Annotated in this window: 13 protein-coding genes; 4 read left to right on the top strand and 9 right to left on the bottom strand. The window is 74.3% G+C overall.

What is annotated here, in order from left to right; translation table 11 throughout:
* Window positions 1-154: 154 nt before the first annotated feature.
* Window positions 155-1,174, bottom strand: a complete 1,020-nt coding sequence (locus ACZ5GT_RS37500) for a lytic polysaccharide monooxygenase auxiliary activity family 9 protein (RefSeq protein ID WP_469035538.1) — start codon at window positions 1,172-1,174, stop codon at window positions 155-157.
* Window positions 1,175-1,364: 190 nt separating this feature from the next.
* Here ACZ5GT_RS37500 and ACZ5GT_RS37495 point away from each other — a divergent pair, with 190 nt between their 5' ends.
* Window positions 1,365-1,832, top strand: coding sequence for a GNAT family N-acetyltransferase (locus ACZ5GT_RS37495; protein ID WP_469035535.1), 468 nt, complete (start codon window positions 1,365-1,367; stop codon window positions 1,830-1,832).
* Here the strand turns inward: ACZ5GT_RS37495 and ACZ5GT_RS37490 are convergent, their stop codons facing one another.
* On the bottom strand, window positions 1,833-1,967 hold the full coding sequence (locus tag ACZ5GT_RS37490) for a hypothetical protein (protein WP_360758008.1): 135 nt from the start codon (window positions 1,965-1,967) through the stop codon (window positions 1,833-1,835).
* A 139-nt stretch (window positions 1,968-2,106) separates the two neighbouring features.
* On the opposite strand from ACZ5GT_RS37490, the gene ACZ5GT_RS37485 reads away from it, so the two are divergent.
* On the top strand, window positions 2,107-2,721 hold the full coding sequence (locus tag ACZ5GT_RS37485) for a class I SAM-dependent methyltransferase (protein WP_469035530.1): 615 nt from the start codon (window positions 2,107-2,109) through the stop codon (window positions 2,719-2,721).
* A 14-nt stretch (window positions 2,722-2,735) separates the two neighbouring features.
* Here ACZ5GT_RS37485 and ACZ5GT_RS37480 read toward each other — a convergent pair whose 3' ends face one another.
* Window positions 2,736-3,242, bottom strand: a complete 507-nt coding sequence (locus ACZ5GT_RS37480) for a ribonuclease FAU-1 family protein (protein WP_469035528.1) — start codon at window positions 3,240-3,242, stop codon at window positions 2,736-2,738.
* Window positions 3,223-4,152, bottom strand: coding sequence for a GNAT family N-acetyltransferase (locus tag ACZ5GT_RS37475; protein ID WP_469035526.1), 930 nt, complete (start codon window positions 4,150-4,152; stop codon window positions 3,223-3,225). Before ACZ5GT_RS37475 ends, ACZ5GT_RS37480 begins: the two co-directional genes overlap by 20 nt.
* 71 nt (window positions 4,153-4,223) lie before the next feature.
* Between ACZ5GT_RS37475 and ACZ5GT_RS37470 the strand changes: the two genes are divergently transcribed.
* Entirely contained in the window at window positions 4,224-4,595 is a 372-nt protein-coding gene (locus tag ACZ5GT_RS37470) for a GntR family transcriptional regulator (RefSeq protein WP_469035524.1), read from the top strand.
* Window positions 4,596-4,803: 208 nt separating this feature from the next.
* Here the strand turns inward: ACZ5GT_RS37470 and ACZ5GT_RS37465 are convergent, their stop codons facing one another.
* Both ACZ5GT_RS37465 and ACZ5GT_RS37460 read right to left on the bottom strand, forming a co-directional pair.
* On the bottom strand, window positions 4,804-5,583 hold the full coding sequence (locus tag ACZ5GT_RS37465; protein ID WP_469035522.1) for a DUF72 domain-containing protein: 780 nt from the start codon (window positions 5,581-5,583) through the stop codon (window positions 4,804-4,806).
* Window positions 5,584-5,617: 34 nt separating this feature from the next.
* Window positions 5,618-6,712 carry a DUF5925 domain-containing protein gene (locus tag ACZ5GT_RS37460; RefSeq protein ID WP_469035520.1) on the bottom strand — a complete coding sequence of 365 codons (1,095 nt, stop codon included), beginning with the start codon at window positions 6,710-6,712 and terminating at the stop codon, window positions 5,618-5,620.
* Between the two features lie 394 nt (window positions 6,713-7,106).
* Between ACZ5GT_RS37460 and ACZ5GT_RS37455 the strand changes: the two genes are divergently transcribed.
* Window positions 7,107-7,904: an SGNH/GDSL hydrolase family protein gene (locus ACZ5GT_RS37455; RefSeq protein WP_469035518.1), complete on the top strand. Its 798-nt coding sequence runs from the start codon at window positions 7,107-7,109 to the stop codon at window positions 7,902-7,904.
* 3 nt (window positions 7,905-7,907) lie between these two features.
* On the opposite strand, the gene ACZ5GT_RS37450 is transcribed toward ACZ5GT_RS37455, so the two are convergent.
* From ACZ5GT_RS37450 to ACZ5GT_RS37440, 3 genes are all read right to left on the bottom strand, one after another.
* Window positions 7,908-9,536 carry a serine/threonine-protein kinase gene (locus tag ACZ5GT_RS37450; protein ID WP_469035516.1) on the bottom strand — a complete coding sequence of 543 codons (1,629 nt, stop codon included), beginning with the start codon at window positions 9,534-9,536 and terminating at the stop codon, window positions 7,908-7,910.
* 63 nt (window positions 9,537-9,599) lie between these two features.
* Window positions 9,600-11,222: an urease accessory protein UreH domain-containing protein gene (locus ACZ5GT_RS37445; protein WP_469035515.1), complete on the bottom strand. Its 1,623-nt coding sequence runs from the start codon at window positions 11,220-11,222 to the stop codon at window positions 9,600-9,602.
* Complete coding sequence (locus ACZ5GT_RS37440; protein WP_469035513.1) at window positions 11,219-12,958, bottom strand: tetratricopeptide repeat protein; 1,740 nt, start codon at window positions 12,956-12,958, stop codon at window positions 11,219-11,221. The genes ACZ5GT_RS37445 and ACZ5GT_RS37440 overlap by 4 nt, the downstream gene beginning before the upstream one ends.
* Window positions 12,959-13,108 lie beyond the last annotated feature (150 nt).

The following is a 13,108-nucleotide window of genomic DNA, read 5'->3' as shown; positions in this document are numbered from 1 at the left end:
CCCCACTTTTTTCTAGTCGCTAGTCTCCCCCGTGCTTCGCCCCCCCCCCGCCCCCCCCCCCCCCCCCCCCCCCGGCCCCGCCGCGGTCCGGCAGCGTCCTGAAGGGGCACCGTGTTCTGAAGGGGCAGCGTCCTGAAGGGGTACGGGGAAGCGGTCAGCGGCCGTGCCGCCCGGCGGCCGCGCGGCGGCGGCCCGAGACGAACAGGGCCGCCGCGCCGAGCGCCAGGGCCGCCGCGCCGCCCACGGCGAGGTACGGGGCGCTGCCGTCGCCGCCCGTCTCGGCGAGGCGCCGCCCGGCCCCGGCCGCCCTCGGCGCGTCGGCCGCGACGGCGTCCGGGACACGGCCGTCCGCGCTGCCGTCCGCGGTGGTGGCCGTAGTGGTGGCAGGCCGCGCGGAGGTACGGGCGTCGTCGTCGCCGTGGCCGTGGTGCTCGACCGTCGACCTGCCGGCGCCGTCCTCGATCTGCTCCTCGGAGGGCGCGGACGCGCTCGGGGCCGGCGACGGACCGGCCGTCGCGGCGCCGCCGTCGGTTCCCCCGAACGAGATGTCCGAGCAGGAGTAGAACGCCTCCGGACTGTCCGAGCGCTGCCAGATCGCGTAGAGCAACTGCCTGCCGGAGCGCTGCGGAAGCGTGCCGGAGAAGGTGTAGCGGCCGCCCGACGCGACCGGGTCGGTGGCCGTGGCCACCGGATGCTCCAGATCCAGGTCGGACCAGGCCAGCGGCTGGGCCGGGTCGTAGCCGGCCTTGGTGATGTACACCGTGAACGTGCCCCTGTGCGGGGCGGTCACGCGGTACCTGAAGGTGTACGAGCCGCTGCTCACGCCGGTCGCGGGCCAGTCGGCGCGGGCCAGGTCGAGCCCCTTGAACTCCTCGTTGCCCGCGCTGCACAGCTTGCCGTCTGGGATCAGCGCCCGGTGCCGTCCGTTCGCGTCCCCGATGCGGATGCCGTTCCAGTCGTAGAGCGCCTGCGTGCCGCCCGCCGCGACCGCCGCCCTGCACGCGTCCGACTTCGGGCTCTCGGGCCTCTCGGCGTAACACTGGGCGACCCTGCTGACCGGGTCGCCCATCGAGCCGTGCGCGGACGCCGGGGCGGCGGCCAGGGCGGTCAGCGCGAGCGGGGCCGCGCCGAGGGCGGCGACGGCGACGGCGGCCTTGCGGCGGCGTGCGGGCATGCGGGGAACTCCTCGGAGACGGTCCTCGACGTGACGCGCGGGGCGGGACCCGTGGCGCGGAACCCGTGGGGGCGATCCGAAAGTAGCGCCGGGAAACCGTGGAATCGCCTGCCGGAGGCCGGTGGGGGAGATCCTTATGGTGCCGTTAAGGGAGTGCTCAGGCTGCGCTGAGGTAGGTAGCGTGCACGCCATGACGGAGCAGGGGATCCGGCCGGCCACCGCCGGCGACGTGCCGGCCGTGCGGGCCGTGACCGACGCCGCGTACCACCCCTACCTGGCGCGCATCGGAGTGGTGCCGGCGCCCGTGCGGGCGGACCACGCGGCGGACGTGGCCGCGGGCAGGGTGTTCGTCACGGGCGATCCCGTGGTCGGTCTGGTGGTCGTCGAGGCGCACGACGACCACCTGTTCCTCGACAGCGTCGCCGTCCACCCCGACGCCCGCGGACGGGGCGTGGGGCGGCGGCTGCTGCACTTCGTGGACGCGCACGCGCGAGCGCTCGGGCTGTCCGAGATCAGGCTCTACACGAACGCGCTGATGTTCGAGAACCAGCGGATCTATCCGCGCTACGGGTACGAGGTCGTGGAACGGAGGCAGGACGGGCCGTACGACCGCGTCCATTACCGCAAGCGGCTGGAGGGCGGGGCGGGGCCGGGCTGATCACCCGTCCGGCCACCAGGTGCGCGCGATGTCCTTGCGCACCTCCGGGCGTCCGGCGGGGCGTTCGTCGGCCTCCTCACGGATCCGGCGGGCGTCCGTCCTCTTCAGGGGCTTGTGCACGGTGGTACGGCGCATGGCTGCCTCCTTCAGTGCCTACCGGGTTCCGTGATGTCACGGAGGTAGACCCTTTTCGCGAGCCTGACTCATCCACGGTGGTCTGTCAGTGGCCGCTGTCACGAATCGATTGTCAGTGGCAGGTGTCACTCTGGGGCCCATGACTCTCCACGACAAGGGCCTGACCGGTGCGGATGTGGACTGGGACGCACGGGCCGCCGCCTTCGACGACGAGCCCGATCACGGTCTGCGCGATCCGGAGGTGCGCCGGGCCTGGGCCGGCCGGCTCACCGCCTGGCTGCCCGCAGCGGCGAGCGACGTCCTCGACCTCGGCTGCGGCACCGGCAGCATGTCGCTCCTCGCGGCCGAGCAGGGACACCGCGTCACCGGCGTGGACCGCTCGCCCGCCATGATCGCGCTCGCGCGGGCGAAGGCGGCCGGGCGTGACGCGGTGTTCCTCGTCGGCGACGCCGCGCTGCCGCCGGTGGCGGAGCGGCGCTTCGACGTCGTACTGGTGCGTCATGTGCTGTGGGCGCTGGCCGACCCCGGCCGCGCCCTGCGGCGCTGGCGCCGGCTGCTGCGCCCCGGAGGGCGGCTGGTGCTGGTGGAGGGCGTGTGGGGGACGGTCGCTCCGGTCGGGATACCCGCCGACCGCCTCACCGCGTTCCTCGCCCCGCTCGCCGGCGAGGTGCGCGTGGAGCGGCTGTCCGGGGACCCGCTGCTGTGGGGGAAGGAGGTGCACGACGAGCGGTACGCGGTGGTGGCGCGGGTATGACCGACGGGCCCGCGTCAGTCCAGCAGCGCCTCGAAGGCGCCGTCGCGCCGCAGGGCCAGCGCCTCCAGTCCGTCCAGCGCGGCCACGGCGGCGGCCGCCGCCCGCGGGTCGCTGTGTGCCAGCCCGCTGTCGGCGAACTCGTCCTCGTCCAGACGGCGTACGTCCGTGCCGTCCGCGGAGCGCCACAGGTCCAGGTCGAGGTCCTCGACGACCAGCTCCACGCCGGTGAGCGCGGCCGGGCGGGTGATGTCGCAGTACCAGCCCTTCAGCCGGCCGTCGGCGTCCCGTACCTCCTTCACGGAGTACCAGCGGTCCCGCCAGTAGTACTCGGTGAAGACGTCGCCCTCCTCGAAGCGGACGAACCCGAAGTCGCGCACGCCGTCACCCGCCCAGGGCGCGCGGACCGCGATCCGGGTGCCGTCGTCGCCGAGCAGCCCCGCCGCGTAACGGATCTTCGTCCGACCGGCCTTGACGAGTACGACGTCCAGTTCCCGGGCCGGTTCAGCCGAGTTCGCGGACATACCGCACCTCCGTACCGCACCGCTCGTACCCGAACCACTTGTTGATCGCGATCATCGGCTCGTTGCCGGTGTCGTTGCCGGTGTACGCCTCCGTGTACCCGGCCGCGCGGGCCCGGTGCAGGGAGTCGTTCTTGGCGAGTTTCGCCAGGCCCCGGCCGCGGAAGGCGCGGGCGGTGCCGGTCATGGCGGTGGAATAGCGTCCGGCCCGGTCCGTGTAGGCGACGGTGAAGGCGGCGGGCCGGCCGTCGACGACCGCGACCGTGGTCAGGTCCCGGTCGAGCAGCGGGTGCTGCCAGCTGACCTTGATCCAGTTGTCGTAGTCGGCGAACTCGGCGTCGATGTCGCTCGGCTCGTCCGACATCGTCTCCGCGTCCAGCTCGAACAGCGGGCGCGGATCGTCCGCGAAGTCGGCGGCGGTGCGCAGCTCGACTCCCGGCGGCGCGGGCGTGAGCGGCGGGAGCGTGCCGCCGGCGAGGTCCAGCCGGAAGAAGTGGGCGGAGCGGCCGGCGTGGTAGCCGTGCCGTTCGGCGAAGGCCCGGTCGGCCGGTGTGTCCAGCACCCAGGCGAACAGCTTCGTCGCCCCGTGCGCGGCCAGGTGCTCCTCGGCCGCGCGGACCAGGAGCCCGCCGGCGCCGCGTCGGGTCCGGCCGGGGTGCACGTAGATGTTGAGCAGGCCCTGGCCGGGCTCCGGGCTGTCGTGGACCAGGCTCACCTGGGCCGTGCCGATGACCTCGCCGTCCTCCTCGGCGACCAGGGAGGCGAAGTGGGCGTCGGGGTGCGAGTGGTTCAGGTGGTGCAGGACGGCGTCCGGGGTCCACAGGATGAAGGGGAGGGCGAGGTGCCGTACCCGGGCGAAGGTTTCGACGTCGGCCCGGTCGTCGGGACGGAGGTCGCGCACGATCAGTGTCATATGCGCGCACGGTACGCGGAGGGTCTGCCGGGGTGCCTCTGATTTTCCGGCGGGTGCGGGACAATCGAGCGGTGACCTTGAAGATCCGCATCGACGACACCGCCCCGCCGTACGAGCAGGTACGGGCACAGATCTCCGAGCAGGCGCGGTCGGGTGCGCTGCCCGTGGGCTACCGGCTGCCGACCGTGCGGGGGCTGGCCGAGTCGCTGGGGCTCGCGGCGAACACCGTGGCGAAGGCGTACCGGGCGCTGGAGAGCGACGGGGTGATCGAGACGCGCGGGCGCAACGGCACGTTCGTGGCCGCCGCCGGCTCGGCCGCCGAGCGGGAACTGGCGGCGGCGGCCCAGGCGTACGCGGAGCGGGCCCGGCGGCTGGGGCTGACGCAGGACGACGCCCTGGCGGCCGTCCGGGACGCCCTGCGGGCGGCCTACGAACGGGACTGACCAGGCCGGTCTCAGGCCGGCCCGGATCGTGTCCGGGGTTGACCGGGCGGAACCGGTCAGGCCGGGACCGATCCGGCAGGGGTCGATCGGACAGGGGCCGATCCGGGAGTGATCAGGCCCCGGCACCGATCCGGGAGTGACCAGACCCCGGGACCGATCCGGGACTGACCGGGCCGGGACCGATCCGGCTGGAGCAGGCCGGGAACGGTCAGGGCCCGGCGGCGGTCGGCAGGCGGTTCGGGGTTCGGGTGACGGTGAGCCCCGCCCTGGCCGCCGCCCGCCCGAAGACCGCCGCGTCGGCCACAGCCGCCCCGCCGGGGTCGTTGTTGAAGTACACGTACACGTCCTCGGCGTCACCGAAGACGGTGGTGATCCGGTCCACCCAGGTCGCCAGGGACCGCCGGCCGTAACGCGGCCAGGGCCGGGCGCGTCCCTGGTGCAGGCGCACGTAGCCCCAGTCCGTGGTCCGCCACAGCGGGGTCAGCGGGCGGGCCAGCACGTCCGCCCAGCACAGGGCCGCACCCCGGTGCTCCAGCACCCCGCGGACCTCCGGCGTCCACCACGAGTCGTGGCGCGGTTCCACCGCCACCCGCGTCCCGGACGGGAAGCGGGCCAGGCAGGCGTCCAGCAGGCCCGCGTCCGCTCTCAGGGTCGGCGGTAGCTGGAGCAGCACCGGGCCCAGCCGGTCACCGAGGCCGGCCGCGCGCGTCATCAGCCGGTGCACCGGTTCCTCCGGCTCCCGCAGGCGTTTGATGTGGGTCAGGAAGCGGCTGGCCTTGACCGCGACGACGAAGTCCGGCGGCACCCGCTCCCGCCAGCTCTCGAAGGTCTCCAGCGCCGGCAGCCGGTAGAACGCGTTGTTCAGCTCCACGGTCGCGAAACTCCGCGCGTACTCCTCCAGCCACAGCCGCATCGGGCACCCGGCCGGGTAGAGCACGCCCCGCCAGTCCCTGTACTGCCATCCGGATGTTCCGACCAAAAGGGTCATACGGCCATGAAAGCATCCGGGCCGCGGGCAGGTCCTACAGGTACAGCCCGGCCTCCGCGCCGTCCCGCGGTTCCGGCAGCGCCGTCGGGGAGGTGCCCCGGCGCAGCGCGTACAGCTCGGCCAGCGTCGCCCCGTCGCGGCCCACGCCCTCCTCGCTGCCGAGCCAGTTCACCGCCTCGCGCCGGGTCAGCCGGCCGACCTCGATGCGGGCCAGGCAGCGTCCGGGTCGGACGACCGCCGGGTGGAGGCGCTCCAGGTCCTCGTTGGTCGTCACGCCCACCAGTACGTTGCGGCCCTGGCCGAGCAGGCCGTCGGTCAGGTTCAGCAGACGGGACAGCGCCTGGCCCGCGGTGTGCTTGGCCTCGCCGCGGATCAGCTCGTCGCAGTCCTCGAGCAGCAGCAGGCGCCAGCGGCCTTTGCCGGCCGCGTCCTCCTCGCCGATCGCGATGTCCATCAGGTACCCGACGTCGGAGAACAGGCGCTCGGGGTCCAGTACGCAGTCCACCTGGCACCAGTCGCGCCAGGACCGGGCGAGGGTGCGCAGCGCGGAGGTCTTGCCGGTGCCCGGCGGGCCGTGCAGCAGCAGCAGACGGCCCGCGATGTCCTGCGGCGTGGTCTTCATCAGGCGGTCCATGGCGTCCGCCACGGGTGCGGTGTAGTTCTCCCGCACCTCGTCCCAAGTGCCCGCCGAGATCTGCCGGGTGGTGCGGTGCGGGCCGCGGCGGGGGGAGACGTACCAGAACCCCATCGTCACGTTCTCCGGCTGGGGCTCGGGCTCGTCCGCGGCGCCGTCCGTGGCCTGGTCGAGGACCTTCTTCGCCAGCTCGGCGGTGGTCGCCGTCACCGTCACGTCGGCGCCCCGGTTCCAGCGCGAGACCAGCAGCGTCCAGCCGTCGCCCTCCGCCAGCGTGGCGCTGCGGTCGTCGTCGCGGGCCACCCGCAGCACCCGCGCGCCGGGCGGCAGCAGCGTCGCCCCGGACCGCACGCGGTCGATGTTCGCCGCGTGGGAGTACGGCTGCTCGCCCGTCGCGAAGCGGCCGAGGAACAGCGCGTCGACGACGTCGGACGGCGAGTCGCTGTCGTCGACGTTGAGCCGGACCGGCAGAGCGTCGTATGGGTTCGCAGACATGGCGCCCATGATCCGGCACCGGGGCGTCCCGTGCACCCGGTTTGCTTGGCGCGCCGGGCGTGTTGGATCGCGACCGGGTGGTCCGTTGTGTCCCCTCCGTCCTGTTGCCCGGCTGTATCGCCTGAGGGGACGTCAAGGTCATGGGGCCCGGAGATTCTTCCGCTTCCTCCCCACCTCCGCATTCAAAAGCGAGCAAAGGTCCGGGGGATGCGGCCTTGGTCGTTCACTGAGTTGAGGGATTGTCAACCGGCATGTCATGAACACGTAATCACGATCGGGTGAAGCCGGGCGCGGAAACTGTCGAAGTCTCAGCATTTTTGACATGGACACTTCCCGTCAACGCGCGTAGCTGGTACCAACGTTGTGGCGGAGATCCTGCTAAAGGAGAGGTTCCATGAGACGTTCGCGTATTGCGGTGTTCATCAGCTCGATCCTTCTCGCCGCCGGTGCGGCCCTTACCGGGGCCACGGCGGCGCACGCGTCCGCGACCGGCGGCTACGTGGCCCTCGGCGACTCCTACTCCTCCGGGGTCGGCACGGGCACGTACATCAGCTCCAGCGGTGACTGCAAGCGGAGCACGAAGGCCTACCCCTACCTGTGGGCGACCGCCAACTCACCCTCGTCCTTCGACTTCAACGCCTGCTCGGGCGCCACCACGAGTGATGTCCTCGCCAACCAGCTGGGCTCGCTCAGCTCGTCCACCGGACTGGTCTCGATCAGCATCGGCGGCAACGACGCCGGATTCGCCGACGTCATGACGACCTGTGTGCTCTCGTCCGACAGCACCTGCCTGTCGCGGATCGCCACCGCGAACTCGTACATCGACTCGACGCTGCCCGGCAACCTCGACAACGTCTACTCCGCGATCCACTCCAAGGCGCCCAACGCCCATGTGGTGGTCCTGGGTTACCCCCGCTTCTACAAGCTGGGCACCACCTGCATCGGTCTGTCCGAGACCAAGCGGACGGCGATCAACGCCGCCGCCGACCACATGGACACGGTCATCGCCAAGGCGGTCGCCGACCACGGCTTCACCTTCGGCGACGTCCGCACCACCTTCACCGGTCACGAGATCTGCTCCGGCAGCTCCTGGCTCAACAGCGTCAACTGGACGAACATCGGCGAGTCGTACCACCCCACCGCGGCCGGTCACTCCGGCGGCTACCTGCCCGCGTTCGCCAACGGCGTCTGATCCTCAGGGCGTCGCCGAGCCGGAAGCGCCGGCGGAGGTCTCGCTCGACGGGGTCTCCGCCACGCACGTCACCGAGAACGGCACCGAACCGGACGTCGCGCGCACCGGGGAACGCACCTCGACGCTGACCGCGTCGCGGAGCGTCCCGGTGCTGTCGTAGGCCGTCACGGACGCCGTGTCCTGCTTGGTCCGGCCGCCGCCCTCCGGGAAGGACAGGGTCTTCCACCCCGTGTCCACCACGTGCCCGTCCTTCGACAGCCAGCGGTAACTCACCTCGGCCGGAAGCCGGCCCACGGTGATGGTCGCCGTGAAGGCGGGCGCCTCGCTCCCGGCCGGCGGACAGGCGCCGGAGTAGTCGGTGTGCGAGCCCGTCAGCGTGACGCTCACCGACTGCGCCGGGGCGGAAGCCGTCGTACCGCTGCCGCTGCCGCTGCCGCTGCCGCTCGGCGTCGGAGTGGGGCCGGTGGCCCCGCCGCCGGACTCGCGGCGGGTGGCGGCCGGCGAACTCCCCGCCTGCGGACCGGTGGTGTCGCCGCCCGTCTTCCCGCCCCCGTCGCCGCGGTCGAGCAGCGCGTACGTCAGCCCGGCCAGGGCGAGGGCCACCACCAGCAGGCCGGCGATCAGTACTGCGACGGCCCGGCGGTCGCGGCCCGGCGGCGCCGTGTCCGCGGTGCTCCCAGGGGCGGCGCCGGACTCGGTCCGGCCGGCCGGGTACGGCATCGGCGGGGTCGCCCCCTGCCGGTCGGGGAACCCCGCGACGGTCGGCGCGTACGGCGACGCCGCCATCGCGTCCGTGCGCGGGGTGCCGCCCGCCGCGATCAGCCGCAGGTCCTGCTCGGCCCGTTCGGCCGACAGCCGTTCGGCTGGATTCTTGCGCAGCAGCCCCTCGATGACGGGGGCGAGCGCGCCCGCCCGGCGCGGCGGCGGCAACTCGTCGTCGACGACAGCGCGCAGGGTGCTCAACGGGGTGTCATGGCGGAACGGGGAGTTGCCCTCGACGGCCGCGTACAGCAGGACGCCCAGCGACCACAGATCGGACTCCGGGCCCGGCCTGCGGCCCAGCGCCCGCTCCGGCGCGAGGAACTCCGGCGAGCCGATGACCTCGCCGGTCATGGTCAGCGCCGAACTCCCCTCCACCATGGCGATGCCGAAGTCCGTGAGCACCACCCGGCCGTCGTTCGACATCAGCACGTTGGCCGGCTTCACGTCCCGGTGCAGCACCCCGGCCGCGTGCGCGGCCCGCAGCGCCGCCAGCACCTCGGCACCGATGCGCGCGGTCCGCTCGGGAGTCAACGGGCCCTCGGCGTCCAGCAGTTCGGCCAGCGAGATGCCCCGGACCAGCTCCATCACGATCCACGGGCGGGCGTCCTGCGTGGCCACGTCGTACACCGTGACCACGTTGCGGTCGGAGACCCGGGCCGCCGCCCACGCCTCGCGCTCCAGGCGGGCGTACATCCGCTCGACGTCCGGCGCCGGCAGCCCGGCGGGCGCCCGCACCTCCTTGACGGCGACCTCCCGGTGCAGCACCTCGTCCCGGGCCCGCCACACCGTTCCCATGCCGCCCTCGCCGAGGGGGGACAGCAGGCGGTAGCGGCCCGCGATCAGCCGTTCACCGCCCGGTTCTTCGGACACGTGCGCGCCCCCTTCGCGTCCGCGTGCGGTTTCCGCTCCGCGTGATTTCTCCACAAAAGTAGCTCAGCCGAGTGCGGATGCCGCCCCCCTGAGGACCAATCCGGCTCCGAGCGCCACCACGAGGAACGCCGAGCCGAGCGGAGCCGTCCGGCGCACCAGTGCCGCCGCCGGACGGGACGTCCAGCGCGGGCGGCGGTCCAGCACCCGGTTCATGCCGGTACCCAGCTTCACGACGGCGATTCCGGCCGCGGTGAGGGTGAGGGCGAGCCCGGCGCCGTAGGCGACCACGAGCAGCAGACCGAACCATGCCTGCCCCAGGGCCGCGGCTCCTACCAGCACGACGACCGCGGACGGACTGGGCACGAGCCCCCCGGCGAAGCCGAGCAGGATCGTGCCGCGGAGGGTGGGAGCGGTGGGGTGGGAGTGGGTGAATCCGCCGTGCGTGTGCTCGACCGTGTGCGGGTGGGGGTGGTCGTGCGAGTGGCCGTGGGGGTGGCCGTGATCGTGGTCCTCGGAGTGGGAGTGGCCGTGGTCATGAGCGTGGGCGTGGGCGTCTTCGTGCTGGTGCTCGTGGGGGTGTTGCCCGTGTCCGTGGTCATGGCTGTGTCCGTGGCCGTGCGCGTGGCCGTGCGCGTGGCCGTGCGTGGATCCGGGTGCGCGGTTGCGCCAGGCCCGGCGCACCAGGGTCGCGCCCGCCACCGTCACCAGGGCGCCGCTCGCCACGCCCAGCCAGGCGATCACCGAGGGCGCCGCGGCGGAGCCGGCCGTGACCAGGAGACCGAGGGCGACCACGCCGAGGGTGTGGGTGACCGTCACCGACGCGGCCAGCGGCAGGACGTCCCGCGGCCGGGCCCGGCCCCCGCGGGCGGCCGCCGTCGCGGCCATCAGGGTCTTGCCGTGGCCCGGGGCGAGCGCGTGCATCGCGCCGAGCACGACCGCGACGAGCAGGGCGAGCGCGGCGAAGCCGACGGTGAGGTCGTGCCGGGCGACCAGGGAGTCCAGGGCGCGCGTCCAGCGGTCGGCGCCGCGCGGCAGCACGGAGGCGGCCGGGGCGGGCCGCTCGTCCTGGGCCAGGGCCGGTCCGCCGGGACGCACGCGCAGGGCGGCCGTCACGGTGTCGGCGGGGGAGGACAGCAACTCCTGCGGGTACCGGGTCAGTTCATGGGACACCGAGGTCTTCGGCACGTCCGACGCGGTGAGCGTCATGCGGTCGCCGCGGGCGGTGATCTCCCGCCAGCCGGGCCCGGAGGCCGTGCCCGCGCCGCGGAAACCGAGCGTCACACTGCCGCCCGGCAGCGGTGCCGTGAGCCGGCACTCCACGCGGAGGGTGTGCAGCCCCGCCTGCCCGGGCCGCAGCCGCGCGTGACCGGCGCCGACGGTGAGGGCGGTGGCGCGTCCGTCGACGGTGACCCTGCTGCCGGACGCCGCCTTGGCGCACCGCTGCCGCGCCCACCGGGCCAGCCCGAGCCGCTCGATGTCCGGCCCGGCCTGGGTCGCCGGGATCTCGGCGAGGTCCTCGACGTGGTCGACCCGGAGCAGGCCGGGGGCGGCGACCAGACCGTCGTAGCGGTTGACGGTGAAGTTGCCGAGCGGATGCGCGCTCGCGGCCGGGGAGGGAACGATGACCAGGGCGCAGGCGGCCGTGAGGACGGCCGCGCAGGAGGCGAGCAGACGACGGGGGTTCACCGGCTCGCCCCCAGTGCCGCGCGGGCCTCGCCGGCGCCCAGGGGGGAGAAGCCCGGGTTCAGCCGCAGGGCCGCCCGCAGCAGGGCGCGGGCCCGGTCGCCGTGGCCGGTGGCGCGCTCGATCATGCCGCGGTGGTAGAGGAAGACCGCGTTGCGGTAGCCGGTCGCGGTGGCCCGGCGGGCGTAGGGCAGGGCCTCCTCGTCCCGCCCGTTCACGTGCAGCGCCCACGCGAGGGCGTCCGCGGTGTGCACGGTGCGGCGGCGGGACCACTCGGCGCGGGCGGCGCGCAGGGCGGCGGCCCGGTCGCCGTGGTCGGCGGCGGCGAGGGCGGTGTCCAGATCGGCGTCCACACCGTTGGCGCGGGCGAGCGCGATCCAGGCGTCGACGAGGGCGTACTGCTCGGCGGCCCGCGCCCGGTCACCGGCGGCGCCGCGGTCCTCGTACAGCTCGCCGAGGACGACGAGCGGGCCGGGCAGCGGGTAGCGGGCGACGACCTGTTCCATGCCCCTGATCGCCGCGGCCCGGTCGCCGCTCGCGAACTGCGCGCGGGCGCGGCCCTCGAGGGCCGGGAGGTAGTCCTCGTCGGCGGCGAGGGCGCGCGCGTAGCGGGTGAGCGCGTCCGCGTAGTCGCCCTGGTTCCAGGCGAGCTGGCCGAGCTGGGTGGCGACGTACGCGACGTCTCCGCGCGTGGCGGCCCCGGCGAGGGCCTGCTCCAGCACCCGCCGGGCGGTTTTCACGTCACCGCGCAGCTCGTGCACGTAGGCGTAGCGGGTGAAGACGGGGACGCCGGGACGCCGGGAGTCGGCGGTGTCGGCGGCCTTCGACGCGGCGGTGTAGCGGCCGAGTTCGACGAGGGCGTCGATGCGGGAGGACAGCGCGCGCTCGCTGTAGGGGTTCTGCCGCAGGGCCTTGTCGGCGTAGGACAGGGCGCCCGCGAAGTCGTGACGGGCCGCGGCGAGGGCCGCGCGGCCGGCGAGCGCCTGGTCGTTGCCGGGCCGCACGTCGAGGGAGCGCTCCAGGGCCTTCTCGGCCTGGGGGTAGCGGGAGGGGTCGCCCTTGGTGCGGGCCTGCTCGACGTACGCCAGACCGAGCGTCGCCCAGCCGCCGAAGTCCCGTGGCTGCGCGCGGAGATGGGACTGTAGGGCGGCGATGCCCGAGTCCAGGTCGCCGCTGTTCAGCAGCGCCGGCGAGAGGGCACCGGGCGCGGCGGCCGCAGCCGGTGCCGGGTGGCCGCGCAGCGCCCCGACGGCGAGGGAACCCGCGGTGAGCGCGACGGCCAGCAGCAGCGCGGACCCTCCGAGCCGCAGCCCGCGCACCCGCCGCCCGACCGTGGCCATGCGCCGCACGGCGGCGACCCGCTCGTCCGGGGCGTCCTCCGCGCTCCCGGTCCCGGGATGCCCGGCCCGCGGCGCGGGAGGCGGCGTGGAGTCGGGCTTCCCCGCCGGTGTGGAGCTGGGCTTCCCCGTCGGTGTGGGGCTGGGCTTCCCCGTCGGCGTGGAGCCGTTCTCCCGCGTCGGCGCGGAGCTGGGCTTACCCGTCGGCGTGGAGTCGGGCTTCCCCGCCGGTGCGGAGCCGGTCTTCCCCGTCGGCGTGGAGTCGGGCGCACCCGCTGGTGTGGGGCTGGGCATACCCGTCGGCGCGGGGCCCTGCTTCCCCGTCGGCGGGTCGTCGTTCTTCCGCGTCGGCGGGGTGTCGTTCGTGCGCGGGGCCATGCCCTCTCCCTGATCGCGTGCCATGGACGGACGGTGTCGTTCGGGTGTGCGGCGGGGGGGGGGGGGGGGGGGGGGGGGGGGGGGGGGGGGGGGGGGGGGGGGGGGGGGGGGGGGGGGGGGGGGGGGGCGGGCCGGGGGGGAGACGACCACAGCCATAGCCAAAGAGCCAACCAC

The sequence above is a fragment of the Streptomyces sp. NPDC031340 genome, from assembly GCF_055569945.1.
This window is presented reverse-complemented; position numbering and strand designations above follow the sequence as displayed.

Coding starts and splice junctions, on each gene's coding strand:
- ACZ5GT_RS37500 (WP_469035538.1), bottom strand. CDS start 1,174: ATGCCCGCACGCCGCCGCAAGGCCGCCGTCGCCGTCGCCGCCCTCGGC.
- ACZ5GT_RS37495 (WP_469035535.1), top strand. CDS start 1,365: ATGACGGAGCAGGGGATCCGGCCGGCCACCGCCGGCGACGTGCCGGCC.
- ACZ5GT_RS37490 (WP_360758008.1), bottom strand. CDS start 1,967: ATGCGCCGTACCACCGTGCACAAGCCCCTGAAGAGGACGGACGCCCGC.
- ACZ5GT_RS37485 (WP_469035530.1), top strand. CDS start 2,107: ATGACTCTCCACGACAAGGGCCTGACCGGTGCGGATGTGGACTGGGAC.
- ACZ5GT_RS37480 (WP_469035528.1), bottom strand. CDS start 3,242: ATGTCCGCGAACTCGGCTGAACCGGCCCGGGAACTGGACGTCGTACTC.
- ACZ5GT_RS37475 (WP_469035526.1), bottom strand. CDS start 4,152: ATGACACTGATCGTGCGCGACCTCCGTCCCGACGACCGGGCCGACGTC.
- ACZ5GT_RS37465 (WP_469035522.1), bottom strand. CDS start 5,583: ATGACCCTTTTGGTCGGAACATCCGGATGGCAGTACAGGGACTGGCGG.
- ACZ5GT_RS37460 (WP_469035520.1), bottom strand. CDS start 6,712: ATGTCTGCGAACCCATACGACGCTCTGCCGGTCCGGCTCAACGTCGAC.
- ACZ5GT_RS37455 (WP_469035518.1), top strand. CDS start 7,107: ATGAGACGTTCGCGTATTGCGGTGTTCATCAGCTCGATCCTTCTCGCC.
- ACZ5GT_RS37440 (WP_469035513.1), bottom strand. CDS start 12,958: ATGGCACGCGATCAGGGAGAGGGCATGGCCCCGCGCACGAACGACACC.